Origin of the sequence: Shewanella psychromarinicola, assembly GCF_003855155.1 — a bacterium.
Lineage (GTDB): Bacteria > Pseudomonadota > Gammaproteobacteria > Enterobacterales > Shewanellaceae > Shewanella > Shewanella psychromarinicola.
Window position 1 is genome coordinate 2956844 of record NZ_CP034073.1, and the last position, 26928, is coordinate 2983771.

The following is a 26928-nucleotide window of genomic DNA, read 5'->3' on the forward strand; positions in this document are numbered from 1 at the left end:
CAGAAGACCTAGGCTAGCCTAGGTCTTTTTTTTAAAGGTAATATAGGCATGAAACCATTAACCAGCGGAGATGATATTGAGCGGTTTGAGTTATCGCATTATTGCGATGAGACGTTTGAGCTTATCAAGCAGGGAGTCTTGCAGATTAAGCTGGTTATATTTGAGCGATGTCAGTTTATTCAATGTGATTTGAGTCAGAGTGATTTCAATCACTGCCAGTTTATTGAATGTGTCTTTAGTCAATGTAATTTAAGCGTGTTATCTGTCGTCGCCACTGAGTTTGATGATGTTATTTTTCGCGACTGTAAGGCCATAGGTATTGACTGGACTAAAGCTCAGTGGCCGCAATTTATGACTCAAACCAGCATTAAATTTGAGCAATGTTTACTCGATGGTAGTAACTTTTACTCGCTTCATTTACCCGAGATAACATTGGTAGATTGTCGTGCCCACGATGTTGATTTTAGAGAAGCCAATTTAAGCAAAGCCGATTTGCGACGGACAGATTTTACTTTAAGCCAATTTAGTCATACTAATTTAAGCGGTGCTAATTTTACCGATGCAAGCAATTATCACATTGACATCACCCGTAATGAGGTTAAACAAGCCATATTCAGCCGATTTGAAGCCTTGAGTTTGTTAGAAGGCTTAGATATTCAATTAGTTGATTAATTTCATTATTCCAATTTTGGTTAAACTTTGGCTAAACAATGGCTAAAGATTAGGTATTATTGCCTGCGCACAAGCAACAAGTTAATTTACATTAGTTAGGTTCTGATAGCGATCGGGATGTGATGACTTACACCCAAAAGGAGACGACATGAGCCATAGACTTGATCAGGCATTTGAGCGAGCATTAGCTTATTTAGATCAGCATTTACATGAGCCGTTTGACCTGGGAATGTTAGCTGATATTGCCGATATACCACAAAGCCATTTTGAAGCGCTATTTTATGCGCTGTATCATATCTCCATTGACGCCTATGTAGAATTACTAAAAAGCCTAGAAGCCGCCCATTTATTAGGTTTTGCCAAGCAAGTTTCTCTGACTACAATCGCGGCTAAATTGGCCTATCGTAACGAACAGCACTTTATCGAATCGTTTACTCGCAGTATTGGTCAAAGCCCTCAATCATTCCAACAAGCGCCTGATTGGGGCAACTTTTTTGCTAAGCAACAACCGCTTAAATCGTTTCAAGCAGATGTTAGTCAGCAAGAGAAGCAACCCTCAGTTGATATTGTATCGTTTGATACGCAAGCATTAGCGGTGATGGAACATCATGGTGATCCGGCTTTATTACCTCAAACTATTGCGCGATTTATTGAATGGCGTCGACAGTTTGCTTTATCTCCTACAAGCGGTAGAACCTTTAATTTGCTTTACTCAAGCTCGGAGTTATCTGCTAAAACGCAATATCGAATTGATATTGGTGTATCGTTAAATACCGAGACACAAGCAAGGTTGAACCCTTTAGCGTTAGAATCGAGTCAGATTAAGCTCAAAGAGATCCCTCAGGGACGATGTGCGAGGGTTAAATACAATGGTGATGATAATGGTATTACGGCGGCAATAGGCTACCTGTATCGCGATTGGGTTAATGCGAATGATGTTACCCTAAGAGATTTCCCCTTATTTTTAGAGCGACTCGTGATTGCTGATAATGAGTTTGGTGACCCTCAGCCAAAACAACAGCAAGACTCACAACAAGTACTGATTTATTTACCGATTGTTTAACCTCAAACCATCACGGGCTGACCATGGTCAATAAATATTCACTTATTCACTATTAATATAGGGATCTAATGCTGACTTCAACCCTCAAAGAGCAGGTATAAAGGGCGTTTATTACTTGTGAGTCATCACTACTATCCGCATGAGGTTATTGAATCATGTCATCCCAGACAGGGTAATCTAGCCACGATAGCCTAAAAAGCTAAAAAGAGACAGATATGGGTGAATGGCAATTAAAGGTGAGGGCAACGACGAGATTTGGGCATTTTTGTGTGTGCCCGGCTCAAAAATAGTAAACATCTTTCAGGGCGGGACTGGAGTCATAAAAAAGCCGTAATGCAGGGCATTACGGCTTTTTACGTTAACGTGCTATAACTGAGCTTCTAGTTCACTTATGCTTCCTGTTCACTTATGCTATAGCTCAATCACATCAAACGTGACACTCGGATCAACGTCGGCTTCATAATCAATACCATCAATACCAAAGCCGAACAGTTTTAAAAACTCTTGTTTGTATTCATCGTAGTCAGTTAATTCACTTAAGTTTTCAGTGGTGACTTGCGGCCATAAATCACGGCAATGCTGCTGAATTTCTTCGCGAAGTTCCCAATCATCAAGGCGTAAGCGATTTTCGCTGTCAACAGCTGGTGTTTGGCCATCAACACGGTATAGGCGTTCACTGAATAAGCGGTAGATTTGTTCAATACAGCCTTCATGTAAGCCTTCTTGACGCATTTTCTTAAATACCATCGCGATGTAAAGTGGCATTACGGGAATTGCTGAGCTCGCTTGTGTCACCACACTTTTTAACACCGCAACGTTAGCTGAGCCACCCGTAACTGATAATTTGCTGTCAAGGGCGTGAGCTGCGCGGTCTAAATCCATTTTGGCTTTACCCAAGGCGCCATGCCAATAAATAGGCCAAGTCAATTCGGTACCAATGTAGCTATAAGCAACCGTTTTGCAATTGTCAGCTAATACGCCAGCTTCGCTTAGCGCACTCATCCATAATTCCCAATCTTGGCCGCCCATTACCGTGATGGTGTCAGCAATTTCTTGCTCAGTAGCAGGCTCTACAGAGGTATCAATAATGGTGTTTTTGTTGGTATCAACAGCCGTGGCAGTATACGTTTGGCCAATTGGTTTAAGTGATGAACGGATAACTTCACCGGTGTCTGGCAATTTACGAACTGGAGAAGCCAGTGAGTAAACCACCATGTCGATTTGACCTAAATCTTGCTTGATAAGCTCAATAACTTGTTGCTTTGCTTGATGGCTGAATGCATCACAGTTAATGCTTTTTGAATACAGGCCTTCTGCTTTGGCAAACTTGTCAAATGCCGCTGTGTTGTACCAACCGGCAGTACCGGGCTTAGTTTCAGAACTTGGTTTTTCGAAAAACACCCCGATGGTGGCGGCGTCGCTACCAAATGCTGAAGCGATACGAGAAGATAGGCCATAGCCACTTGAAGAACCGACAACCAGTACTTTTTTTGGCCCATTAGCCATTTTGCCTTTGGCTTTAATTAGTTCGATTTGTTCTTTTACGTTCGCTTCGCAGCCAACAGGATGAGTCGTGGTACAAATAAAGCCACGAATTTTAGGTTTAATAATCATATTTAAGCTTCTTCCTTTAACATTGGCTCTAGGATAAATAGTTCGGCGACTAAATGGCACTGATTTTTGCTAAAAAGGTCTCAAAACCATAGTGGTTGGAGCAGTTTAGCGCTTTTGCATAAATTGACTTTGCTCTTTAATGAGTCGCTGGGTGTATTCATGCTGTGGTGCGGTAAACAAGGCCTCAGTGGTGGATTTTTCAACCATATGACCATTTTGCAGTACCATAATTTTATCACTTACATGACGGATAATATTGAGATTATGTGAAACGAAAATATAGGATAAACCCATCTCTTTTTGGAGTTTTAATAGCAGATTAATAATTTGAGATCGAACCGATAAATCCAGTGCTGTCAGCGCTTCATCTGCAATAATAATTTTGGGATTAAGCATTAATGCCCGCGCAACGGCGACACGCTGCTTTTGGCCTTCTGAAATCATGTGCGGATAAAAGTCTGCGTGCTCGGGCAATAAGCCGACTTTTCTTAAGGTTTCAATGACCAAGGCTTTACGTTCCGTTGAATTTAATTGTGTATTAAATCGCAACGGTTCTTTAAGCAAGTTACCAATGGATAAACGTGGATTTAGCGAGGTGGTTGGATCTTGGAAAATCATTCTAATTAACCGACATCGCTGCTTTAAATTATGCGTTTCTAATGTTTCACCTTCAAAAAATATTTCGCCGCCACTACGTTGCTCTGCACCGACTAAAATTCGGGCAAGGGTACTTTTGCCTGATCCCACTGTTCCCACAATTGCCAGTGTTTCACCGCGCTCGAGTTCAAATGAGACTGGAGACAATGCCTGATAATATTGAGGTTTAAAACGCTTATAACCGGTTAAGTATTGCTTACTTAACTCAGTCACTTTAAGCAATGGTGTCGTCATCTTCTTGCTCACTTTTATAAGGGAAATGGCAGGCAAAATAGCGGTCTTTAATATGTTCAAGTTTAGGCTGTTTTACACAAGTTCGCTGCGCTTCAGGGCAACGTGGGCCGAGTCGACAACCCGCGGGTAAATGTTGCAGAGACGGTGCCGACCCTTGCAGTGTGGGTAAGTTAGCTTTGTGACGCATTTTTTTAGTATGATCAGGTAGGTTTTTTAATAATGCCCGCGTGTAAGGATGATAGGGCATGGCCACCATTTCGTTAACGGGTCCTGATTCCATAACCTGACCACTGTACAGAATGGTTAAGTTGTCACACCAATGCACCATGGTTTCGAGCTCATGGCTGACCAATAAAATGGACACATTTTGCAGTTGATTGAGTTGTGATAATAATCTAAAAATCTGCGCTTGAGTATTAAGCTCCATAGAGTTGGTTGGCTCATCGGCAATGAGTAGTTTGGGATGATTGGCGACAGCCATTGCAATCATGACTTTTTGGCATTCGCCTTCAGACAATTCCCATGGATAGCATTTCATTAGCATTTTGGGTTTTTTTATACCCACTTTGTGGAGCCATTTTTGCGCGTTTAAATAGGTCGCATGACTGCGTCGCCAAAAAGGAATATTTTTATTGGGCACCATAGCTTCAATTAATTGACTACCAATGGTTTTAACCGGATCTAAACTGCCTGAAGGATCTTGGAAAATCATCGCCATTTCGCTGCCCATTAGGCAACGCCGTTGTTTGGCATTCATTTCCAATAAGTTTTTTCCATCCCACATCATACGATCGGCAATAATATGCCAATTAGGACCCAACACCCCCAAAATCGCTTTGGCTAACAAACTGCGCCCAGAGCCTGATTCGCCAACCAGCCCATGAATTTCACCTGGGTTGATTGTCAAACTGACTTTTTCGAGCACTTTTACAATGCCCTCGGGGGTATCTAGTTCAATCGTGAGATTACGAATATCGAGTAAAGGCATAAGTTAGTTTCTTATCGGTGCAAGCGCAGAACGTAAACCATCACCAACTAAGTTAACCGATAACACGGTAAACAAAATGGCGATACCAGGGATACTTACGGTCCAAGGTGCGAGCAGTAAATTATCAAGCCCTTGTGCGACCATCGCCCCCCACTCTGGACTCGGTGCCTGAGCTCCGAGGTTTAAAAAACCGAGTGCAGCGATATCTAATATCGCCGCAGAGATTGCCATCGTGACCTGAATAATCACCACATCCCATACGTTGGGCATAATCACATACCAAAAAACTTGCAATGAGTTGGCACCGTCTAGTTTTGCTGCAGTGACATATTGTTTTTGTAGCTCTTCATGAACGGCTTGATGAATAACACGGACAAATTGTGGAACCATCGCGATCCCCACGCCCCAAAACACATTATTAAGTCCTGGCCCCATAACCGCGACCACTAAAATGGCCATTAATAATGAAGGAATAGAGAGGAGTGCATCTAATAAGTGACCCAGAATACTCGACTTAATACCGCGCATCATTCCTGAAAGCGAACCAATAATAAAGCCAAAAAACAGCGAAGCCGCCACAATAAGTAGTGACATACCAAAGGTTAATTGTACGCCGTGTAAGATGCGGCTAAAAATATCTCGTCCAAGATCGTCAGTCCCAAGAAAGTGTTCTACTGAACCGGCAGGATCCCATGATGGCGGCAATAGTAATACTTGTTGGTCTTGCATCTCGGCCGAATAAGGCGCGATGATCGGGGCGAAAATAGTTAATATTAATAAAAATATGACGGCCCATAGACCGATTACGGCAAATGGATTAGCCGAAAACGTTTTCCACATTCGCCACAGCGGTGAGGCAATATGATCTTCTTGGTAAATTTTAATTCGAGGCATACAATTCCTTTCTGCTCATTGGATTGATTGCGGTATGAAGCAAATCAATCAAAATGCTCAAGAAAATGATTAATAATGAGACAGATAAAATGCCTGCTTGAATGACGGTATAATCACGCTGATAAATGCCCGAAACTAACCAGCTGCCTACACCTGGCCACGAAAAGATAACTTCAACCACGATGCCATAGCTAGCAAACGATCCCAGCATTAAACCAATACTTTTTAGCACTGGAATTAAGGCGTTGGGTAATGCATGGCGCAACAGTATTTTAGCTGTGTGTAAACCTCGCGCTTCAGCGGCTCGAATATAGGTTTTATTCATTACATTTAAAATGGCTTGTCGAGTGATCCTCACCACCAATGTAAAGGGAAGTACCGCTAAAGTGACTGCGGGTAATATCAAGTGCAGTAAAGCATCATGAAATGCCGGAATGCGATAAGCAGAATCAGATAATAAGGTATCTATTAACATGAAGCCCGTGACAGGTTCAATTTCATAAAGTAAATTAATTTGGCCTGAAATCGGCAACCAGCCTAAATTGACTCCAAACCACATAGATAGGGTTAACCCCAGCCAAAATACCGGGATAGAATAACCCGTTAAAGTGACCGCTAAAATACTATGTTGAAGCGCTTTATTATTGCTTAAGGCAGCCAGAATACCTATGGGAACCCCAAAGAACACCGCAATAAATCCTGAAAATAACGACAGCTCAAATGAAGCAGGCAATACTGAAGCCAGTTCCTCTGAAACCTCTTGCTGCGAGTTACTGGATATCCCTAAGTTACCCGACAAACGCTGGCGTAAATAGGCAGTAAACTGCAATAATTGATTATCGTTTAATTGATAATCTTGTTCAATTTGCTGTTTTTGCTCAATCGTTGGGTACTGAATCCCCGACAGCGAGTAAGTTTTACTGACAGGAAATTGTCCCGATGCCATAAATAGCACTGCTATCATTAACAGTGATGTGGCCATAAACAGCGTTATGCGCCTAAAGAGGTAACGCCACATTTATTGGTTTTCCTCTTTTGTTTTGGTTGTTCCGGCAAATGAAATGCCGCCATAAGATCTAATTTGCATGCTAGTAATATTGTTCTTTTTCAAGACCACTTTTTTAGCGTGAGCAAGTGTCACCATAGGAACTTGATCGCTGATAATCGCTTCGGCGGTTTGATAAAAAACTTTACGTTCTGGTTGAGTTGAGACACTTTGGGCTTGGGTTAATAAGTGTTCAAAGTCTTTTTGGCACCAGCGAGAGCGATTATTGTTAGAGGCTAATGCTGCGCAGCTTAATAACGGGGTAAAAAAATTATCGGGGTCGCTATTATCAGCATTCCAACCAATGAGAACCGAATCATAATTAGAACTGGCTAACTTCTGGGTGAACACGCTCCAATCATAGCTAATGATATTAAGTTTTACCCCAATACGGGCTAAATCTGCCTGAATAAGCTCCGCTGTTTTCAGTGCGCTAGGATTATAAATCCGCGCCACAGGCATGGCCCACACATTAATGGATAAATTAGATACGCCTGCTTGTTGCAGTAAAGCTTTGGCTTTTTCAGGGTTATATTCATTAGGCGATAAGTTTTTCGAATAAGCCCATGATGCTGGAGGCAAAACCCCTGTAGCCTCTACGGCGGTATCATTATATACCACGTCTAAAATATTATTCTTATCGATAGCATGTGCAAGCGCTCGCCTTACCCTAACATCATCTAATGGCGGTTTTTGGGTGTTAAATGCCCAAAATGCCACGTTCAGTCCGGGTTTGGTATCGACAATAATATCCTTATGTTGGTTAAGTACTGCAAGCTCACCCGCTTTGGGCAATGCTGAAACACTGCAGTCTCCGGTGATTAATTTGGCAATGCGCGCGGTGCTTCTTGGGGTAATATCAAACACCAATTGGTCTATCTCAACCGTGGGTCCCCAATAGACTGGATTCTTTTTATAGCGAATATATTCATTTTTAACATACTGATTGAGCTGAAAAGGTCCTGTGCCTACAGCGTAATAATCAATATCTTCAGGCTTGCCCTGGGCTAAAAGTTGATAACCATATTCTGCCGATAACACTACGGCAAAATCAGTGGCGAGATTAGATAAAAAAGAAGCATCTTTACGCACTAAATGAAAGATAACTTGGTAATCGTTTACTTTTTCAATTTTATCGATTAAATCAGCAAAACCTATACTTTGAAAAAATGGATAACCGGTTCTGCTGACTAAATGATATGGGTGCAAGGGGTCAATTATACGGTTAAATGAAAATAACACGTCGTCGGCATTAAAATCTCTTGTAGGGGCAAAGTGCCGCGTCTTATGAAAGCTAACATGCTCACGCAAGGTAAATAGATAACGTAACCCATCATCGGAGATTTGCCATGATGTTGCTAAGCCGGGAGTCATCTCGGCTTTTTGTTGGCTGTAATTCACCAATCTGCTGTAAATCTGATGTGAAGTGGCATCAATAGTGGTGCCAGATGTGACAAGCTGGGGGTTAAAACTTTCGGGATTACCTTCGCTACAATATACGAGACCAGAAGGTAATTGTGCTTGTCCGCATGCAGCCAACATAACGCTGGATAGACATAGAGACATCAGCTGGTACCAACGTTTTACTATAACAGGCATGGTGTGATCATATTTTATCGATTTTGAGTGGTTATTTTAACAGTGTTCATTGCATTGGGGCAATGAGCATATCCAAGCTTCATTCAGCTCTTATCGAGTAAGTTGTACTTTTTCAAAATACCACGAAGTTGATGATAGCTTAAGCCTAATAAATCGGCGGTTTTTTTCTGATTATACAGGCCTTCAGCCAATGCGCGTTGCAATAATTCTATTTCACTGTTTTCGGTATATTCTTTAAAATCTATTGGAAATTCGATGCTACTCAATACGGCTGATGTGTCGGTGTTAATACGGGACTCAATGGGCTCAGCAACAGAGGCCGTGGCATGTTCAATCTGCATAGCTTGACGTTCTCGGGTTTTGACTCTATTTACTGGACGGTAGGGTGATGCAAAAGGGTCTAAAATAATATGATCAATTTCTTGGCCATCAGTCCCTTCGCGATAAACACTTCGCTCGACGACATTTTTTAATTCACGGATGTTCCCTGGCCAGCTGTGCATCATTAATTGTTCTATCGCCAGCGGACTAAAACCGCCAAAATATTCCAGTGATAATTGTCTTGCCATGCCAATAGCAAAATATTCTGCTAATGTCATGATATCTTCGGTTCTATGTCTTAATGGAGGTAAGGTGATTACATCAAAGGCTAAACGGTCGAGTAAATCAGCTCTAAATTCACCATTTTCTGCCAAGGTCGGTAAATCTTCATTGGCGGCACAAATAAGCCGAACATCAGATTGAACTGTTTTACTGCCACCCACTCGTTCAAATTCACCATATTCGATGACACGTAATAACTTTTCTTGGATTAATCCCGAGGTGTTTGCGAGTTCATCTAAAAAGAGTGTTCCACCATCAGCGCGTTCAAAACGACCTTCGTGCCGACCTTTTGCGCCAGTAAATGCACCAGACTCATGGCCAAAAAGCTCAGTTTCGAGTAAATTTTCACTTAGTGAAGAACAATTAAGTTTAATAAAGCTTTGATCCCAACGAGGAGATAAGTAGTGTAGTCGTTCTGCAATTAATTCTTTGCCAGTGCCGCGCTCACCAATAATGAGCACAGGCTTGGATAATGGCGCGACTTTAGACACATGTTCTAATACTTCAAGTAATGCATTAGATTGGCCGATGAGATTATTTTGCTGAAATTGTTTACTCACAGTTAGCTACTCGCAAAATTGTTAGTGATTTAGACTAATAATTGGTGAAAATCATAATAAATGGCTTGAGTGTTAAAAGAAAGCAAAAGTTAAATATTTGTTTAAGTGTATGATATTATTTAACTTGTAAATATTGGCACGTAATGTGTATTACTAACTGCGACATCCACGTTAATTTTGAGGAACACATTATGGGAATTTTCTCTCGCTTCGCTGATATCGTTAATTCAAATATCAGCTCAATACTTGATAAAGCCGAAGATCCAGAAAAAATGGTCCGTCTTATCATTCAAGAAATGGAAGACACTATTGTTGAAGTACGTTCAACCTCAGCGAAAGTATTGGCTGAGAAAAAAGAATTACTTCGTCGGATTGCTCGTGTTCAAGAGCAGGTTCAAGATTGGCAGAATAAAGCTGAGTTAGCGTTATCCAAAGATCGTGAAGACTTAGCCAAAGCTGCTTTGAGTGAAAAACAAAAAACAGTTGGTTTACTGCAAGCTCTTGAAATGGAACTGCAAGTTGTTGAAGAACATGTTGCTCGTTTAAAAGATGAAATCGCTCAACTTCAAGAAAAATTGAATGATGCCCGTGCTCGTCAAAAAACCATCATTATGCGTAAGCAAACTGCCACTTCACGTTTAGAAGTAAAAAAGCAGCTTGATTCAAGCAAAATCGATGATGCGATGATGAAGTTTGAACAATATGAGCGTCGAGTTGAAGGGATTGAAGCACAGGTAGAATCATATGATTTAGGTAAAAAGAACGTTCTCGCTGACGAGTTTGCAGCATTAGAAGCAGAAGACTCTGTCAATGACGAATTAGCAGCATTAAAAGCAAAAATGAGTGCAAAAGCACAACCTAAATCTAAAGCATAAATTTATTCAGAGGTGAGTTATGGATATGGATCTTCTTATTGCACCAATTATCATCTTTATGGTGATTGTGGCACCTATCTGGTTGGTTCTTCATTATCGCAGTAAGCGACAAGTGAGCCAGGGACTCACTGAGGAAGAATTTAATCAGCTTAATGGTTTAATTGCTAAAGCTGAGAAAATGAGTAGTCGCATCGAAACATTAGAAGCGATTTTAGATACTGAATCACCAGAATGGAGAGCAAAACATGAGCTCAGCTAATGGTCGTACTTTATACCGCAACCCCAAAAGTGGTAAAGTGGCTGGGGTGTGTTCAGGTATCGCTGATTATTTTAACTTTGAAACATGGCTAGTACGTGTCATCGCTGTGTCGATATTCTTACTCGGTGGCTCAGGGTTTGTGTTTGTTATTTATATTGCCTTATGGATGATATTAGATATTAAGCCACAGAACTTACAACACAGAGATCAGCACAAAGATATTGAAGTTAAAAAGAAAGTTTGGCAAGCGGGTGAACCTGCAAAGCAAGCGTTGTTTGATGTTAATCGTCAATTTAATGGATTAGAAGTCCGTTTACGACGACTCGAAGAACATGTCACTTCAGACAACTTTGATCTTAAACGCCAAATAAATAGTCTTTAATCCTACTAATGGGCGGTTTTCCGCCCGTGTTTTTGGGGAGCCATCAGCCATCATGAGATTTTTAGATCGTTCCTTGTTTCACGTCACTCAAACCGCGCAATCTTTGGTTCATCGTAGTACCGACCGTCATGTTAGGTTAGCTGTGACTGGATTATCAGGTGCAGGTAAAACGGCTTTTATCAGCGGATTAGTTAACCAATTATTGCATGCCGGGAAAGGGGCCAAGCACAATCCTTTACCATTATGGCAAGTGGCGCGCGAAGGTCGATTAATTGCCGTCAACCGTGCCATGCAACCTGATTTAGATATTGCCAGTTTTGATTATCAAGGTGCAATAAATGCATTAAGCTCGTCGCCTCCCTATTGGCCCGCTTCAACCAAAAATATTACTGAATTACGCTTGGCGATTAAGTATCAGCCACAACAAGGCTTGTTAGCAAAGTTGACGGATACCGCAACCTTGTATGTCGATATTGTTGATTATCCTGGTGAGTGGTTACTTGATTTACCTATGCTTAAACAAGACTTTACCCATTGGTGTTTGTCGCAACAGGCCACCGTGACATGTTTAAGCCATTCACCTTTATTTGCGGCATTTAATCAGGCAGTAGAGCAGTTAGACTTAAGCCTATTAGCGGATGAACAACAACTTAAGCACATTGCTGATTTGTATCAAACCTTATTGGTTGATTTGGTTCGGCAACAGGGGTTTTATCACGCCCAACCAGGGCGTATGTTATTACCGGGTGAATATGAAAATACCCCGTTACTGACATTCTTTCCATTGATTACCTTGAGTCCAATTCAGCATTCGGAATTATCTGCAAGCTCAAGTGATTCAAATTATCACGTACTTAAACGGCGTTATGAACAGTACGTATCACAAGTCGTTAAGCCCTTTTATCGTGACTACTTTTCTCGATTTGATCGCCAATTGGTATTAGTTGATTGTTTAAATGCGCTTAATCATGGTCAGGCGCAATTTAATGACATGGGCCGTGCACTTAACAGCATTATGGAGAGCTTTCAATTTGGTCAGTCGAGTTTAATAAAACGTCTGTTTTCACCGCGGATTGATAAAGTTTTATTTGCTGCTAGCCAAGTAGACAGAGTGACCCGTGATCAACAGAGTCATGTGCTCAGTTTGTTAACCGCAATGCTACAACAAAGCCAGCATTATGCCAATTTTGAAGGCAGTGAAGTTGAAACCATGGCGATAAGTGCGATTAAGGCCACTCAACATGGGATGGTCAATATTGATGGTGTTCAACAAGAAGTGGTAAAAGGGACTGGGCTTGATGGTAAGAAAGTGACCTTATATCCTGGCGATGTTCCGGCATCATTACCTGATGCAGCATTTTGGCAACAACAAGGATTTAGTTTTAGTGCTTTTCTGCCGCCTAATTTAAGTCATATTCATGATCACAATCCGCAATTTGAACACATTCGTCTCGATCACCTTTTAGAGTTCCTATTAGGCGATAAATTGTCTTAATGGATTTATTTTGAGCAATAATTTGGGCCTTAGTTATGAATGAATCTACACATAGTTCGCCGATAAAGAAATCGCAAATATTTACGGAGTCAGACTTAATCGTGACTCAAGAGGCGCATTCCAAAGCGGATCCTATTAAGCCCGCTAAACCGTTTGAAGACATTGACTTTATTTGTGAGAAATCCTTAATAGAATTACCAGCCTCAATGGAAGACAGCATTAAACCTGCAACACCCAAGCGTTGGTCACTATTGGCAAGATTATCGATTATTGGTTTGGTGTTCTTCGTCATAGTTCAAACCGTGATGGGGTTAATTGACTCTCTTCAGCAAAGTCCGTGGTTATTTGGTTTTTATGCAACAGTGTTATCCATTGTTAGTGTATGGGCGATGGTGTTGACCCTTAAAGAATGGCGTAAATTAGTTAATCTTAAAAAGGTGAGTGACCATCAAGCGAAAGCTGAACGGTTGTCGCAAAGCATGCAAATGGGTGAAGCTAAACAATTTCTGGCACCAATATTAGCCAAATACCCAAATAACGAGGCAAAGCAACAATATCTACAAGCCTGTAGCCATGAACATAATGATGCTGAAATCGTTGTATTATTTGAAGATATTGTGTTGTCTGAACGTGATCTACTTGCTAAAAAGCGAGTTAATCGTTTTGCTGCAGAGTCGGCATTATTATTAGCGGCCAGTCCGCTCGCCGCGCTGGATATGGCTATTATTTTGTGGCGTAATCAAAAAATGATCAATGAAGTCGCTGCTATTTATGCGATTGAGTTAGGTTATTGGAGTCGGATAAAACTTATTCGTAGCATTGTGGTTAATCTTATTTACGCGGGGAGCACAGAGGTGATTACCGATTTAGGGACCCAATTATTATCGGTGGAAATGACCGGCAAGTTATCTGCCCGAATTGCACAGGGGCTCGGTGGCGGTTTACTTACCGCAAGACTCGGTTATCAAGCTATGAGTTTGTGTCGCCCTATTGCATTTAATAAACACAATAAGCCTAAATTATCCCACGTTCATCAGCATTTATTGGGTGAATTAAAGCAGTTTACCTCGTCAATGATGTCCAAAAACAAATCGAAACAAACTCAGCCTGTTGATAAGAACGAATAAAATATGTGTTTTTTTTGTACAATGTGAGTTTATTGACTACAGTTAGCCTCCGATCCGGAAACCCTACGCGTTCCGAATCGTTCGAGCTTGGTAATGGAGAAGGACGCATACCAGCAAATTAAGGACAGAAAGGAGAATCTAATGAAATCACCATTGACATTAACTGCAATATTTATGGGTTTATGCTGTTTGTTAAGCAGTCATTCTTACGCCGCAGAAACGGCAAAAACAATGGCAGAACCTACACAGAAAATGACAAAAGCGATTAAAAAAAAATCAACTGATATGCAAAAGGTCAATATCAATAATGCCAGTGTTGAGGAATTACAAGCCCTCAAAGGTATTGGTCAAGCGAAAGCAAAAGCGATAGTTGATTATCGAACCAAAAATGGCAAATTCACCGATTTACAACAGTTAACCATGGTGACAGGTATTGGCGATAAGCTAGTGAGCCAGAATACCGAGAATATGAGTTTCTAAACGAGACTGTTATTAAAAATTAGAATTAAAACTAAAACGGAAGCAATTGCTTCCGTTTTTTTTCGACGCTGCATTACTTACTGAGCATTTAACGCTTGGCCATTTGTGTCGATAGAGCCATTGCCCATCAAAAATAAATAACTAGGCATAATTTCTTGTGCTGTTTTTAGGGTTTTTGGATCTTCACCAGGATAAGCCTTTGCCCGCATTTCAGTGCGAGTTGCGCCAGGATTAATACTATTAACTCGTACCGAAGTGTTATCACACTCATCGGCTAATACTTGCATCATTCCTTCGGTGGCAAATTTAGAAAAAGCATAAGGTCCCCAATAAGCTCGACCTTTACGGCCAACACCGCTTGAAGTAAACACAATTGAAGCATGCTCGGCTTTACGCATTATAGGCAATAATGACTTGGTCATGATGGCTTGAGCCGTGACATTAACCTTTAAAATGGTTTCAAGAGAGGTTAAATCAATATGCTCAAATGGGCCTAATGCTCCCAGTTGAGATGCGTTATGCAATAAACCATCTAAATGACCAAACTGCTCAGCAATGGTGTCTGCCATATCAATATAATTCTGTTCAGTCGCGCCTTTCATATCTAAAGGCACAATGGCAGGCTTTGGATAACCCGCATTGACAATTTCATCGTATACGTTTTCGAGTTTTTTGACGGTCTTACCGAGTAAAATTACCGTTGCGCCGTGTTTGGCAAATTCGATTGATGCTGCACGACCAATCCCGTCTCCAGCGCCCGTAACTAAGATTGTTTTGTTATTGAGTAAATCTTTTGCAGCTTGATATTCCAACATGATTGATTATTTCCTCTTAGCGCAATCGCCCGTCAAATCTAGTACCGGATAAAAAATAAACGACCGTTTGAAACAAATGATTAATAATTGTATGCCAATAGGTCATACGTATGTAACAAACTTGTAGCTAACTCAATAATTTTACGTTAACTTGAGAATAGTTAAGGACTAACATAAGTCCTTATGGTCGCATGATTGGACTTATTGTGACTAGTTTTTGGGGAAAAAAAATTATTAAAACAAGATTTGGGGAAAAAAGATGAAAAGACTCATTTTGGGTGTTGCAATAACATCTGCTCTTGGCTTAACAGCATGTGGTGGTGACAGTTTTAACGAAGCCGTAGCGAATGCTGAGCCGTTAGTGCCTGTTTCACATATGCAGTTTGATCCTGCTAATAGCCTAGTACCATTACCAAACGATTTACTTTTTAGTGGCACAACCGATGGCACATTATCTATCCCTGGCGAGGCCAGCGGTAACTATACTGATCCTCAAATCGCATTAGGTGCATTAGATGGCTGGTCAACTAGCTCACCTATTACGGTTACTGTTGAACTTGCTAATGATTTACAGGGCAATGCGTTAACGTTGGATGCAGCCTCTGTGTTTCAACCGGGTGCGGTGCGTATGTTCGAAGCGACGGTGGGCGGAGCATTATCAAGTGATGCTGAGTGTCAATCAGCACCTTCAGTTTCTGCCTGTAAAGTGGGTGAAGAGCTTCAATTTGGCGTTGACTTTGTATCAAAAGCATCAGGCAATAAAGTTGCCATCGTACCGCTTAAACCATTAAAAGCTGGCCAGTCTTATATCTACGTGACTACCGATCTTATTCAAGATTCGTTAGGCCGTGGTATTGCTCCGTCTACTACATATGGTCTGTTAAAGTTAGATTTTGAAACTCAGCAGCTTGAAACAGAACAACAAAAAATGCTCCAGTATCTCGTTAACAGTTATGAGAAAGGCGTTGCTGCAACACATGGCGTTGACCCTGAGTCGATTAGTTTTTCAGGCTTATTTACCACTCAGTCCGTAGCTGATGTGTATGAAACCACTAAATTATTGATGGCGTCTAACCCAGCCTATATGCCTGCATTTGCAGAAGCGATAACGCCAACGGGATACACTGTTGCTCAGGCTGCGGGATTAACTGTAGAAGACGGTGCAGCATATGTTGTTGCTGACATGGCCGATCTTTACACCGCAAAAATTAAGCTGCCTATTTACGGTGATTGTTCATCTGCAACTTGTACTATTCCAATCATCGATGGTGCCCCAACAGCCCCCAATGGTCGCTGGTTTGCTCAAGGCGACAGCCCGGTATCAGTATTATTAGCACTACAGGCCGGTACATTAAGCCAAGCTAATTATTTTGCCCAAGCATCTGACAACGGTGTTGACCCTCAAGCAGCGTTGAGCAACCCAGCACTGCTTGCAGGTAAGCAGTGGAAACTTGACGATGGTACTGCAGCTGACACCACTAAACATTTAACTAAGTTTAATCCTATTCCGGCTATCCAAGGTTATGAAACTGTTGCCGTTCAAATTACCTTACCCAATGCGGCTAAGCTTGCCGCATTTACTGCTGCTCAAGGGGGTACGTTTGTACCACCAACCAGTGGTTGGCCAACAACGATTGCACTGCATGGTTTAGGCGGTGGTAAAGAAATGGCGCTTGCTTATGCCGGCACTTACGCTGCTGCTGGTGTTGCCACTATCGCGATAGATATGCCATTACACGGTGCCCGCTCATTTGATTTAGACAAAGACGGCATTTATGAAATATCTGCTACAGATCCTTCATTTGGTCCGGTAGTGGGTACACCTGATGCGTTTACCAATGGTAACCCATTAGTGTTTGTCAATATTTCAAGCACACTGACAGTACGTGACAATTTCCGTCAAGCAACCTTAGACCATTTAGGTTTAAGATTATTATTGACTGGAATGGCGCAACAACTCGCTGCGGCAAGTCAACCTCAAGTATTTGATGTATCTAAAATGAGTGCTCAAGGTTTGAGTTTAGGAGGCATTGTGGGTACCACATTCTCAACCTATGCGAGTACCGGATTAGTTAATCCTATGACGGGTGATGCTTTACCTAACGCTTATGCAATTAATGCAGCATCGTTAGTGGCGCCATCGGGTGGTTTAGCGGGTGCTTTTGCTGGATCTGCGGCGTTTGGGCCAGTGTTGTTTAGTAACATTACTGCCTCTAGCACTTTCATGGATCTTGTGACGGCGGCTAATACAGCAGGTTATGAGCCTGGTACCCCAGAATACGCAGCATTAGTGCAGGCGGTTTATGCTGGCTTTATTCCTACCTTTGCGTTTGCAGTGCAAACGGCTATTGATTCAGCAGACCCGATTAACCATGGTGAGAAATTAGCGTCTACCGGTTTACCTGTGCACCTGATCGAGATTGTCGGTGATGGTGCTGGTAATTTACCAGACCAAACCTTACCTAATAGTGTTGAAGGTTTCCCATTGTCGGGTACTGAACCATTAATAGCTTCGTTAAGCCTAGATTGTGTTGATACAACAACGCCTGGTTCTGGTGCGGTACGTTTTTCTAAAGGTCATCACAGTTCGATTGTGAGTCCTGGTGAGACACCTGCAACAGATGGTATGGCAATGCAAGCTACTGTTGAAATGCAGTCTCAAGTAGCAGGTTTTGCAAAAACAGCTGGTTTAGGACAAGCGACGATTGTTGTGAATAATAGTGATGTGATCCAAAGTTGTAACTAATGCTTACTAATTAGTATGTAATATCTTAAAAAACCCAGCAATTAGCTGGGTTTTTTATTGTCTACTTATTGGTTATTGCTGTTAAAATACCGCAGATTGTCATCCCTGTATGGAGCGAAATTTGGAATTTTTATATGAATACGGCCTGTTTTTAGCAAAAGCGGTAACAATTGTTGTCGCTATTTTAGCGGTAGTAATATTTGTACTGGCTAGCAGCATGAAAAACAAATCTGATAAAGGTGAGTTAAGACTGACTGATATTTCAGATGAGCTGCTGCAACTTAAGCACCAGTTAAAAGAAGAGTTACTGCCTAAAAAGCAATTTAAAGCCTATGAAAAGCAAGTGAAAGCAGACGAAAAAGCCGCTGAAAAACAAGCTTTAACCAAAGGCAAAGTGTTCGTTATTGATTTTAAAGGCAGTATTGATGCCAATGAAGTCGCGTCATTACGTGAAGAAGTCACCGCTATTCTAACCATTGCTGATAAAGATGACCAAGTGTTGGTGAATGTTGAAAGTGGTGGCGGTATGGTTCATGGATATGGTCTAGCTTCAAGCCAATTAGATCGCTTGCGTCAAGCTAATATTCTGTTGTCTATCTGCGTGGATAAAGTGGCGGCGAGTGGGGGTTACATGATGGCGTGTGTGGCAAACAAGGTGTATGCCGCTCCTTTTGCGATTGTCGGTTCTATTGGCGTAGTGGCACAGGTTCCTAACTTTAATCGCTTGCTTAAAAAGCATGATATTGACTATGAGCAGCACACTGCCGGTGACTTTAAGCGTACCTTAACCATTTTTGGTGAGAATACCGATGAAGGCAGAGCTAAGTTCCAACAAGAACTCGAAGAAACTCATGTATTATTTAAAGAGTTTGTTGGCCGTTACCGTCCCAATATGGACATTGCCAAAGTGGCAACAGGCGAACATTGGTATGGACAACAAGCCATTGATTTAGGGTTAATTGATGAAGTATCTACCAGTGATGATGTGATTTTAACTTTAGTTAAGACCCATCAAGTGATCAAAATAAAGTATCAAATGAAGAAAAAGCTGGCTGATAAAATTGCCCATGGTGCATCATTATCAGTAAATACCGTGATGAATCGTTTAGCTGAGCGTAACCAGTCGGTGTAGCATTACATTGTGAGTGATTGGATAGATCAAAAAACGACAGCTCATGCTGTCGTTTTTTTATGCTAGAAAAACCTCAATATGATTAGGCTTTGTAACTGATGTGTTGATGAAAACGTAAAATAACATCTGCATGTTCTTTATCGATGTCTAGCTCATTAGTAAAGAGACGTAAAGCGTCTTCTACTTGGTTCATGAAGCGGCCATAACCTTCGTCTGTTTCATCACTTTTACCCGCTACAATGACAAACCGGAAAGCATCTACAAGCTTATTGGCATCCCAGTGGCAAATAGGTTCAGGTGATTCAGTGTGAGGGTCAAACCCGATCATCTGAAACTCGTTGGTGCTGGTTAATTGCTCATACTTACTGTTACGTACAAGTGGCAACTTACCGTTAGCAACAACAGCAACACGATTTAACTGCTTACTGCTTGTCGCTTTGAAAAACTTATCGCATAAATTTTTATACAGACTTGAAAAATCAGTTGTATCATTTGCAAGCAATTGCTTTTTGATACGACGCTCAACCGGAATGTTAATGGTGACATAATTAAGCGTGCTCACATCGTCTGGTAGCTCGCAGTGACGACGATGATAGCGGCTGTCTACTGCGCGTAATTTATAGCCGTATGTTTCTTTGAGCCCCTTGGATTTTGCAAAAAAGTCATATGAAAGATGCTGGTGGTCACGCACTTTAATCGGTACATCTTTGACGGGTAATAACGGTTTTAACTCAGCAATAAATTTTTGCACATGAGAATGGAATTCAGCTGAATGGCTACGAAGATCTTTACCTGTGGCTAAAAATACAATTCTGAGCTTTCTGGCTCGAAAACCTGCAACGCTGTGCAAACTGTTTGCTTCATGATGGGCTGGATTATAGAAAAAACGTAATTGCTCTTCTGAGTTTAAGCAATAGGCTTCGTTGTGGAAGCGTACCATAGGTAATTTGTCGGTGGTGACAACGTGGACGTTGTACAATTCTTGCTTTTCAGCTAATTGATAAACTAATTTACTGAATTCATCGTAACAATTTTCTAAATCACTGTATGCGTTAAGATATTCATCGGTTAACGGGAAACCAATGGTAATGTATTGATTTTTACGTGTTGCGGTTGGCAAGTATACTTTTTTTTGACGACTGACGGACATATTATTTCCTTATTGCCTTAGTTGTTGTCTAAAGTTTATCGTTATTTATTTATTGTTATTTATTCACTGTTAATTATTCATGGTTATCTAATGTGCTAGCTGTGCTCATTTTAAACATTGGAGCTTAAATTAAAATGACTTTCGATCACTTTATTAAAAAAAAATTAACATTTTGAGCTAAAGTCAAACAAACTGAGCGATTTACTCTACTAGTGCCTGAGTGATCCAAGGTAACATCCACTGCGTAATCATCGGTTGAGCCTGTTCATTAGGATGAATGCCGTCGCGTTGCATTAATGTTTTATCGATGGCGATATCTTGCATAAAAAACGGTATCAGCTTAATCGCGTATTCTTCGGCTAATTGATGGTAAGTCTGAGTAAAAGAGCTGGTATATCGGGGACCGTAATTGGGTGGCACCATGATTTCAGTCAGTAAGACTTTGGCGCCATGTTGCTGGGATAGGTTAATGATTTTTGTAAGATTTGATTTCAATTTATCGGGTGGAAAACCACGCAGGCCATCATTGCCTCCTAACGCAATTATAATTAGATCGGGTTGGCTTGACCTCAGTAAACTCGGGAGTCTACGTAATCCACCCGCGGTGGTTTCACCACTCACCGAACCGTTAATAATGTGGGCGTTTGGCAGTTCATCACGGAGTAATTGTACCCAGCCTTGGTTTTCTGCCATACCATAGCCTGCACTTAAACTATCACCTAATATCAGAATCGTGGCAGCATAGGTTGGTGCGCACATCATTATCACTAAAAGCACGCTAGTAAGTACGCGTTTAAGTGACGAATATAAGAAGGATTGTATGTCTAATAATATCGATCGAAATATCAGTGCCATTACTGTAACTAACCTCAATAAAACTGTCGTGACCCAAGAGGGAGAGTTGACTATCCTCAACGGCATTAATATAGAAGTCAAGCAAGGAGACAGTATAGCCATTTTGGGACCATCAGGTTCAGGTAAGTCGACACTATTGGGATTACTTGCGGCGTTAGATACGCCTACCTCAGGTGAAATTGTATTAGATGGCGTAGCATTATCAGGCTTAAATGAAGAGCAAAAAGCTGCGCTACGGAAACAAAAAGTCAGTTTTATCTTTCAGTCATTTATGTTGGTCGATACGTTAACGGCCCTAGAAAACGTGATGTTACCTGCTGAGCTTGCTGGGGTGAAAGATGCCAACCAAAAAGCCCAATCGATGCTCGACCGAGTCGGTTTATCTCATCGATTAAATCATTTACCCAAACAATTGTCCGGTGGGGAGCAGCAACGTGTCGCCATCGCACGGGCGTTTATTTGTGAACCCAAAGTCCTGTTTGCAGATGAACCGACAGGTAATTTAGACAGTGTTAACGGTGATAAAATCGCTGATATGTTATTTGCCCTCAATCAAGAGAGTGATACTACGCTTGTGCTGGTGACCCATGATTTACATTTGGCCAAACGTTGTGCTCGGCAATTAGTGATGGAAAATGGTCATTTGTCAGAACCCTATTTAGATACCAGTGTGACCGAACATAAGCATTCACAGCCTTTAGCGGAGGTTAATTAATGGAATGGCAAATTGCGTGGCGATTGTTTAAACGAGAACTGGCTCAAGGGCAGTTAATGCTTATTGTATTGGCCATTACGTTAGCGGTGTTATCAGTAACGGGCCTTGCGCGGGTGAGTGAGCGTTTACAAGTGGCCATTAATGGCGAAGCCGCTAACTTTATTGCCGCCGATCGTATTATTGATTCGCCGGTTGAACTTGACCCACAATTGCTGACACTGGCAGATAAAATAGGCCTGGCTCACGTCACGAACATGCAATTTAACTCGATGGTATATTCGGGCAATAAGTTTCAGTTAGTCACGGTAAAAGCGGTAGGTGATGGTTATCCGTTAAAAGGCGATATAGAGCTGAGTAACGGTATCACTAGAGCACTGCCACAAACGGGTCAAGCTTGGTATGAAAACCGTTTAGGTGGTTTGCTTGGCTTCCCAAAAACCATTGAATTGGGCAATAGTGAGTTATCGCTTACAGAAGAGATTAGCCGTTTACCTGATGCTGGCTTTAATCCGTTTGCCTCCTCGCCGGTGTTACTTATCCGTTTAGATGATGTGGCGGCAACCGGCATTATCCAACCGGGCAGCAGGGTGACTTATTTATACCAATTTACCGGTAATGCTGAACAACTAGTGGCGTTTGAACAGCAAGCCAAACCTCTACTGAATAACAGCCAGCGCTGGGTGGATGTGCAATCGGGAGATTCTCCTATTGCCTCAGCAGTGCAGCGTGCTGAGCGCTTTCTGTTGCTCGCCAGTCTACTCGGCATTGCTTTAGCGTGTGCCGCGATTGGCATAGCCGCCCAGCGTTATTGTCAGCGTCATTATGACGTAGTGGCCATGCTAAAAACCTTTGGTGCTTCGGGTCAGCAAATTCGAGTATTATTTGGACTGCATTTGTCGTTAGTCACACTACTGGGTATTGTCCTTGGTTTGCTGGGCGGGGTATTGCTCGACCTTGGGATTACCGCTTTTTTACCGGCCGAAATCGCCGCTTACTCACCCCCGTATTTCCGCCCCATATTATTAGGGGTTAGCACGGGATTGATCAGCGCATTTATGTTTTCCGCATATCCATTAATGCGTTTATTGGCCATTCCGCCGTTAAGGGTATTGCAACGTCAATTAGAAGGCTTGCAGCTAGGCATGTGGTTGCATCTGTTATTAAGCTTGGCTGCGATGGCCTTGTTGGGTTATTTATATTCAAGAAGTTTAGCGTTGACCATGACGGTGGTACTCGCGGTGATGTTGTTGGGAGTCTTATTGAGTGTGCTGGGGTTTGTGATGATCCGCTTTGGTCATGGCATTGGCATGAAAACCACTAATCCTTTTCAATTGGCTTTAGCCGGACTTCGTCGTCGTGCGCGGCAAAACGCAGTACAGTTGGTTGGTTTTAGCAGTGCACTGGTATTGCTGTTAACCATATTAGCGTTGCGCCAAGATTTACTCAATGAATGGCAGAAACAGTTACCTGAAAATGCCCCCAATTACTTTTTAGTCAATATAGCGCCAGAAGATGCTAAGCCACTTGATGACTTTTTAACCCTCAATCATATTAAAGCAACCGATATTTATCCTGTGGTTCGTGGGCGACTGACTCACATTAACGACGAGGAATTGATTTCAGGTAAGCAGGCAGAGAACGGTGTTGAAGGGCGTGTGGGTATTTCACGCGAACTTAATTTAACCTATCGTGAAACCTTACCGCCGAATAATACCTTACTCGAAGGCGCATTTAACCTCGCTGGCGATGATGTGTCGGTCGAGTCTGGTGTGGCAGATCGACTCGGCATTGTAATGGGGGATACACTAACTTACCTCATCGATAATCAATCATTTTCGGTTAAGGTTGCCAGTATCAGGCAAGTGCATTGGGAAACCTTACAACCCAATTTCTTCATGATCTTCACCCCTGAAGCACTCGCGCCGTTTGCTTATACTTCTATGGCAAGCTTTCATCTAAATGATGCGCAATTGGCGGCCGATGGAAGCCTGCTTAGCGCAAATCAAGTGGTATTGCAGTTAATTCAACAATTCCCCACGGTATCGATTATCGATGTCGGAGCGATTGTTCGGCAGTTACGGCAAATCATTGAGCAAGTGTCATTGTCGTTGTCTTTGGTGTTGGTATTAGTGTTACTGGCCAGTGCTTTGGTGTTGGTTGCGCAAACGGAGGCGGGAATGGCGACTCGGCAGCGAGAGCTCGCCGTGTTGCGTACTTTTGGCGCCTCCGGTTGGCTGCTACGCGCTTCAACGGGATTTGAGTTTGCCATACTCGGTGCTATTGCTGGCTTGTTGGCGGTGATTGTGGCCGAGTTTGCCTTGTTTATGTTAAAAACCCAAGTGTTTGATCTGGTGGTTTATATGCATTGGCCATGGTGGGTATTAGCCCCTGTTGCGGGGGCGGCAATTGTGTCGATATTAGGTATTTGGCGCTGTAGGCAATTACTCAATATGTCCTGTAGTGACATGCTCAAAGCCGGTTAGGTTGGCACCAAAAAAGGAGATGATGATTCATCTCCTTTTTTACTTCGTTAGTCGGGTTACTTTTTTTGTCTTGGTTTGTATTGTGTAGGACAATAACCTCTATCAATGCCTAGAGGACGTAATTTAAGGTGTTTGGTTTTACGGCCACTGACACGTGATCGCCATAACTTAAAACTATTAGGTTTAAGCGCTAGGCGCATCAGTTTGATCACATTGGACTCGCTTAAGCCGTAAAGGTGTTCAATGGCTTCAAATGGGGTTCGGTCTTCCCAAGCCATTTCAATAATTCTTGAGGTATCTTGAGGTGGTAGCATTGCTTTTCAACGTCTTGATTGGGTTTGCAGACTAATACGTTAGTCGATTCAGTTTAGATTAGTGCGTTAAGGTAAATGTGCGACAGAAAATTAGCTTTAAGCAAATTTTTTATTGCAATGATGTTTATGGGGTTTGCGTTAAGTGTCGGTGCTACATTTATTGACGCTTTTTTACTTGAGTAATGTGTTTGCTATTACCCTAATAATACAAACAGCACTTGACGTCTGTGGCATAATCCCCTCAAGTAGCCAATAAAAAATGATTACCCCACGTTAAGGTTATTTATGCGTCTTGATCGATTTATTTGTAAAAGTACTGAGCTATTAAGGTATGACGCGATCCAACTAATTCATAGTGGTGAGGTGTTGGTTAATGGTGTGGTTGTTAGGAATGAAGCTGTTCAGGTTCATGAAAATAATGAAGTTAGCTTAAACGGTCAAAAGCTTGCAGCTCGAGCTTTTCGCTATATGTTAATCAATAAACCAGCCAATACTCTTTGTTCGAATGTCGATGGTGTCTATCCGTCGTTATTTTCGTTAATTGACGTCGAACGCCCATCTGAGTTGCACATTGCCGGACGATTAGATGCCGACACAACCGGATTAGTGCTTATTACCGATGATGGTCGTTGGACATTTGCTATCACATCTCCGTCTGGACAATGCCATAAAGTTTACCGGGTTAAATTAGCTAAGCCGATAGCCGCAGATGCTTGTGAGTCTTTTTTACAAGGCATTGCTTTGCAAGGGGAACAAGAGCTGACATTACCGGCGCATTTGCTCATTATCACACCTCAAGAAGTATTGCTGACTTTAACGGAAGGCAAGTTTCATCAAGTAAAGCGTATGTTTGCTGCTATTGGTAATAAAGTGTTGTCTCTTCATCGTGAAAGTATTGGTGCTGTGAGTGCCGATGTAGCAGCAGGGGAGTGGCGTTATTTAACCGATGTGGAAATTCGCTCATTTGGTGATAAATGACTCTGCAGTCATATTACGCCTCTGCCAGATAATCTGTATCCCCACCAAGCGATTGCATAACCATCAGTTATTATCTGAATTCGGGTGTAAACCATTCCAGATTTACCCGCTAAATTATCAAAAATAAATCTTAACAGACTAAATATGCCACTGCTTAGGCTAAGATCCTATAATCAAATAAGGTGCGATTAATAGATGATTTTATGAGTTTGTTGATAGATTTATCCCCGTAGATATTTACAGATCTCGATTAGAATACCTTAACTAGTCGCTTTTTTATTGAAGCCCCCCATCATCGCAAGTGTTTTTGATAATATAAAATTATTAAAATAATACTAATTGAAAATTTAACGCTACAAAAAATAATAGCTATACTTTCTTTATTGAAACTAACCACCCAATAGTAAGGAAGTCATAACATGGTTTATCCTCGTACATTTAGCCACATTGGTATATCAGTACCAGACTTAGAAGCCGCCGTTAAGTTTTATACAGAAACGCTAGGATGGTACATCATTATGGAGCCTACGGAGATTGTTGAAGATGGATCGGCAATCGGTGAAATGTGTACTGACGTATTTGGTGCCGGTTGGGAGCACTTCCGTATTGCGCATCTATCAACGGGTGATCGTATTGGTGTTGAACTTTTTGAATTTAAAAACCAACAGAACCCAGAAAACAACTTCGAATATTGGAAAACGGGTATCTTCCATTTCTGCGTACAAGACCCCGATGTAGAAGGACTAGCAGAGAAGATTGTTGCTGCTGGTGGTAAAAAGCGTATGAAGGCTCCTCGTTACTATTATCCAGGTGAAAAACCATATCGTATGATTTACATGGAAGACCCATTTGGTAATATTTTGGAAATTTACAGCCACAGTTATGAGTTGACTTATGCAGATGGTGCCTATAAATAAAGCGTATTTATACACTATAGGAATGTGAGGGGATTTAAGGTTCATGGATAACTTTGTGTGAGCGAGCGTATAATTTATTACAGATTAGATAATGAAAAAGACCACCATTTTAGGTGGTTTTTTTATTTTAATCTAGGTCTGCTAAGTCATCACCTTTAATGGGTGCCAATGCCAATAACCTTCGATATTAATCAGTGAGTAAACTTAACCTAAAATTTGTAATCCGTTAGGCTATTGGCTTTAAATGCGTCAATCATTTATTTTTAATGAGGTTAT

The 26928-nt window shown here is 41.6% G+C and carries 25 protein-coding genes; 14 read left to right on the plus strand and 11 right to left on the minus strand.

The annotated features are described in order from the left end of the window. Positions 1–48: 48 nt before the first annotated feature. The gene (locus EGC80_RS13015) at positions 49–672 is read left to right on the plus strand and encodes a pentapeptide repeat-containing protein (protein WP_124013374.1); all 624 of its coding nucleotides are present in this window, start codon (positions 49–51) and stop codon (positions 670–672) included. A gap of 148 nt (positions 673–820) precedes the next feature. Continuing rightward, on the plus strand, positions 821–1735 hold the full coding sequence (locus EGC80_RS13020; RefSeq protein ID WP_124013373.1) for an AraC family transcriptional regulator: 915 nt from the start codon (positions 821–823) through the stop codon (positions 1733–1735). A 411-nt stretch (positions 1736–2146) separates the two neighbouring features. Here the strand turns inward: EGC80_RS13020 and fabV are convergent, their stop codons facing one another. The 7 genes from fabV to pspF all read right to left on the minus strand — a co-directional run bounded on the left by fabV (position 2147) and on the right by pspF (position 9929). Further along, positions 2147–3349, minus strand: a complete 1203-nt coding sequence (gene fabV / locus EGC80_RS13025) for an enoyl-ACP reductase FabV (RefSeq protein ID WP_124013372.1) — start codon at positions 3347–3349, stop codon at positions 2147–2149. 105 nt (positions 3350–3454) lie between these two features. Further along, positions 3455–4240 carry a peptide ABC transporter ATP-binding protein gene (locus EGC80_RS13030; RefSeq protein ID WP_101030329.1) on the minus strand — a complete coding sequence of 262 codons (786 nt, stop codon included), beginning with the start codon at positions 4238–4240 and terminating at the stop codon, positions 3455–3457. Continuing rightward, entirely contained in the window at positions 4221–5228 is a 1008-nt protein-coding gene (locus tag EGC80_RS13035) for an oligopeptide/dipeptide ABC transporter ATP-binding protein (RefSeq protein WP_124013371.1), read from the minus strand. The genes EGC80_RS13030 and EGC80_RS13035 overlap by 20 nt, the downstream gene beginning before the upstream one ends. Before the next feature lie 3 nt (positions 5229–5231). Beyond that, entirely contained in the window at positions 5232–6122 is an 891-nt protein-coding gene (locus EGC80_RS13040) for an ABC transporter permease subunit (protein WP_124013370.1), read from the minus strand. Next, on the minus strand, positions 6109–7140 hold the full coding sequence (locus EGC80_RS13045; protein ID WP_101030332.1) for an ABC transporter permease: 1032 nt from the start codon (positions 7138–7140) through the stop codon (positions 6109–6111). Before EGC80_RS13045 ends, EGC80_RS13040 begins: the two co-directional genes overlap by 14 nt. Beyond that, positions 7141–8766, minus strand: a complete 1626-nt coding sequence (locus EGC80_RS13050; protein ID WP_124013369.1) for an ABC transporter substrate-binding protein — start codon at positions 8764–8766, stop codon at positions 7141–7143. An 83-nt stretch (positions 8767–8849) separates the two neighbouring features. Next, complete coding sequence (gene pspF / locus EGC80_RS13055; protein ID WP_101030334.1) at positions 8850–9929, minus strand: phage shock protein operon transcriptional activator; 1080 nt, start codon at positions 9927–9929, stop codon at positions 8850–8852. Positions 9930–10120: 191 nt separating this feature from the next. Between pspF and pspA the strand changes: the two genes are divergently transcribed. From pspA to EGC80_RS13085, 6 genes are all read left to right on the plus strand, one after another. Continuing rightward, a complete protein-coding gene (gene pspA / locus EGC80_RS13060) occupies positions 10121–10804 on the plus strand; it encodes a phage shock protein PspA (protein WP_101030335.1) in 684 nt (227 codons plus the stop codon). 19 nt (positions 10805–10823) lie between these two features. Next, a complete protein-coding gene (pspB, locus tag EGC80_RS13065) occupies positions 10824–11063 on the plus strand; it encodes an envelope stress response membrane protein PspB (RefSeq protein ID WP_101030336.1) in 240 nt (79 codons plus the stop codon). Then, positions 11050–11445: an envelope stress response membrane protein PspC gene (gene pspC / locus EGC80_RS13070; protein WP_101030337.1), complete on the plus strand. Its 396-nt coding sequence runs from the start codon at positions 11050–11052 to the stop codon at positions 11443–11445. Before pspB ends, pspC begins: the two co-directional genes overlap by 14 nt. 52 nt (positions 11446–11497) lie before the next feature. Further along, a complete protein-coding gene (locus EGC80_RS13075; protein WP_124013368.1) occupies positions 11498–12940 on the plus strand; it encodes a YcjX family GTP-binding protein in 1443 nt (480 codons plus the stop codon). A 35-nt stretch (positions 12941–12975) separates the two neighbouring features. Continuing rightward, positions 12976–14067, plus strand: coding sequence for a TIGR01620 family protein (locus tag EGC80_RS13080; RefSeq protein WP_124013367.1), 1092 nt, complete (start codon positions 12976–12978; stop codon positions 14065–14067). Between the two features lie 141 nt (positions 14068–14208). After that, complete coding sequence (locus EGC80_RS13085; protein ID WP_206191864.1) at positions 14209–14547, plus strand: ComEA family DNA-binding protein; 339 nt, start codon at positions 14209–14211, stop codon at positions 14545–14547. Positions 14548–14624: 77 nt separating this feature from the next. Here the strand turns inward: EGC80_RS13085 and EGC80_RS13090 are convergent, their stop codons facing one another. Next, complete coding sequence (locus EGC80_RS13090) at positions 14625–15362, minus strand: YciK family oxidoreductase (RefSeq protein ID WP_101030340.1); 738 nt, start codon at positions 15360–15362, stop codon at positions 14625–14627. Positions 15363–15621: 259 nt separating this feature from the next. On the opposite strand from EGC80_RS13090, the gene EGC80_RS13095 reads away from it, so the two are divergent. Continuing rightward, complete coding sequence (locus EGC80_RS13095; protein WP_124013366.1) at positions 15622–18108, plus strand: VolA/Pla-1 family phospholipase; 2487 nt, start codon at positions 15622–15624, stop codon at positions 18106–18108. 121 nt (positions 18109–18229) lie between these two features. Further along, positions 18230–19240: a protease SohB gene (gene sohB, locus EGC80_RS13100; protein ID WP_164839466.1), complete on the plus strand. Its 1011-nt coding sequence runs from the start codon at positions 18230–18232 to the stop codon at positions 19238–19240. Between the two features lie 82 nt (positions 19241–19322). On the opposite strand, the gene EGC80_RS13105 is transcribed toward sohB, so the two are convergent. Both EGC80_RS13105 and EGC80_RS13110 read right to left on the minus strand, forming a co-directional pair. Next, positions 19323–20390 (minus strand): DUF3083 family protein, encoded by a 1068-nt coding sequence (locus tag EGC80_RS13105; RefSeq protein WP_101030343.1) that lies wholly within the window; start codon positions 20388–20390, stop codon positions 19323–19325. Positions 20391–20591: 201 nt separating this feature from the next. Then, positions 20592–21149 carry an arylesterase gene (locus tag EGC80_RS13110; protein WP_124013418.1) on the minus strand — a complete coding sequence of 186 codons (558 nt, stop codon included), beginning with the start codon at positions 21147–21149 and terminating at the stop codon, positions 20592–20594. A 61-nt stretch (positions 21150–21210) separates the two neighbouring features. On the opposite strand from EGC80_RS13110, the gene EGC80_RS13115 reads away from it, so the two are divergent. Together EGC80_RS13115 and EGC80_RS13120 are read left to right on the plus strand one after the other, a co-directional pair. After that, positions 21211–21960 carry an ABC transporter ATP-binding protein gene (locus tag EGC80_RS13115; RefSeq protein ID WP_101030345.1) on the plus strand — a complete coding sequence of 250 codons (750 nt, stop codon included), beginning with the start codon at positions 21211–21213 and terminating at the stop codon, positions 21958–21960. Further along, the gene (locus EGC80_RS13120; protein ID WP_124013365.1) at positions 21960–24443 is read left to right on the plus strand and encodes an ABC transporter permease; all 2484 of its coding nucleotides are present in this window, start codon (positions 21960–21962) and stop codon (positions 24441–24443) included. The genes EGC80_RS13115 and EGC80_RS13120 overlap by 1 nt, the downstream gene beginning before the upstream one ends. Before the next feature lie 56 nt (positions 24444–24499). On the opposite strand, the gene EGC80_RS13125 is transcribed toward EGC80_RS13120, so the two are convergent. Continuing rightward, complete coding sequence (locus tag EGC80_RS13125; protein ID WP_101030347.1) at positions 24500–24757, minus strand: TIGR03643 family protein; 258 nt, start codon at positions 24755–24757, stop codon at positions 24500–24502. 285 nt (positions 24758–25042) lie between these two features. Here EGC80_RS13125 and EGC80_RS13130 point away from each other — a divergent pair, with 285 nt between their 5' ends. Beyond that, positions 25043–25735 carry a pseudouridine synthase gene (locus tag EGC80_RS13130; RefSeq protein WP_124013364.1) on the plus strand — a complete coding sequence of 231 codons (693 nt, stop codon included), beginning with the start codon at positions 25043–25045 and terminating at the stop codon, positions 25733–25735. Between the two features lie 419 nt (positions 25736–26154). Then, positions 26155–26652 (plus strand): lactoylglutathione lyase family protein, encoded by a 498-nt coding sequence (locus EGC80_RS13135; RefSeq protein WP_124013363.1) that lies wholly within the window; start codon positions 26155–26157, stop codon positions 26650–26652. The last annotated feature ends 276 nt before the right edge of the window (positions 26653–26928 follow it).

Bases quoted from the DNA above. Each gene is read 5' to 3' on its own strand.
- EGC80_RS13015 (WP_124013374.1), top strand. From the start codon at position 49: ATGAAACCATTAACCAGCGGAGATGATATTGAGCGGTTTGAGTTATCG.
- EGC80_RS13020 (WP_124013373.1), top strand. From the start codon at position 821: ATGAGCCATAGACTTGATCAGGCATTTGAGCGAGCATTAGCTTATTTA.
- fabV (WP_124013372.1), bottom strand. From the start codon at position 3,349: ATGATTATTAAACCTAAAATTCGTGGCTTTATTTGTACCACGACTCAT.
- EGC80_RS13030 (WP_101030329.1), bottom strand. From the start codon at position 4,240: ATGACGACACCATTGCTTAAAGTGACTGAGTTAAGTAAGCAATACTTA.
- EGC80_RS13035 (WP_124013371.1), bottom strand. From the start codon at position 5,228: ATGCCTTTACTCGATATTCGTAATCTCACGATTGAACTAGATACCCCC.
- EGC80_RS13040 (WP_124013370.1), bottom strand. From the start codon at position 6,122: ATGCCTCGAATTAAAATTTACCAAGAAGATCATATTGCCTCACCGCTG.
- EGC80_RS13045 (WP_101030332.1), bottom strand. From the start codon at position 7,140: ATGTGGCGTTACCTCTTTAGGCGCATAACGCTGTTTATGGCCACATCA.
- EGC80_RS13050 (WP_124013369.1), bottom strand. From the start codon at position 8,766: ATGCCTGTTATAGTAAAACGTTGGTACCAGCTGATGTCTCTATGTCTA.
- pspA (WP_101030335.1), top strand. From the start codon at position 10,121: ATGGGAATTTTCTCTCGCTTCGCTGATATCGTTAATTCAAATATCAGC.
- pspB (WP_101030336.1), top strand. From the start codon at position 10,824: ATGGATATGGATCTTCTTATTGCACCAATTATCATCTTTATGGTGATT.
- pspC (WP_101030337.1), top strand. From the start codon at position 11,050: ATGAGCTCAGCTAATGGTCGTACTTTATACCGCAACCCCAAAAGTGGT.
- EGC80_RS13075 (WP_124013368.1), top strand. From the start codon at position 11,498: ATGAGATTTTTAGATCGTTCCTTGTTTCACGTCACTCAAACCGCGCAA.
- EGC80_RS13080 (WP_124013367.1), top strand. From the start codon at position 12,976: ATGAATGAATCTACACATAGTTCGCCGATAAAGAAATCGCAAATATTT.
- EGC80_RS13085 (WP_206191864.1), top strand. From the start codon at position 14,209: ATGAAATCACCATTGACATTAACTGCAATATTTATGGGTTTATGCTGT.
- EGC80_RS13090 (WP_101030340.1), bottom strand. From the start codon at position 15,362: ATGTTGGAATATCAAGCTGCAAAAGATTTACTCAATAACAAAACAATC.
- EGC80_RS13095 (WP_124013366.1), top strand. From the start codon at position 15,622: ATGAAAAGACTCATTTTGGGTGTTGCAATAACATCTGCTCTTGGCTTA.
- EGC80_RS13105 (WP_101030343.1), bottom strand. From the start codon at position 20,390: ATGTCCGTCAGTCGTCAAAAAAAAGTATACTTGCCAACCGCAACACGT.
- EGC80_RS13110 (WP_124013418.1), bottom strand. From the start codon at position 21,149: ATGTGCGCACCAACCTATGCTGCCACGATTCTGATATTAGGTGATAGT.
- EGC80_RS13115 (WP_101030345.1), top strand. From the start codon at position 21,211: ATGTCTAATAATATCGATCGAAATATCAGTGCCATTACTGTAACTAAC.
- EGC80_RS13120 (WP_124013365.1), top strand. From the start codon at position 21,960: ATGGAATGGCAAATTGCGTGGCGATTGTTTAAACGAGAACTGGCTCAA.
- EGC80_RS13125 (WP_101030347.1), bottom strand. From the start codon at position 24,757: ATGCTACCACCTCAAGATACCTCAAGAATTATTGAAATGGCTTGGGAA.
- EGC80_RS13130 (WP_124013364.1), top strand. From the start codon at position 25,043: ATGCGTCTTGATCGATTTATTTGTAAAAGTACTGAGCTATTAAGGTAT.
- EGC80_RS13135 (WP_124013363.1), top strand. From the start codon at position 26,155: ATGGTTTATCCTCGTACATTTAGCCACATTGGTATATCAGTACCAGAC.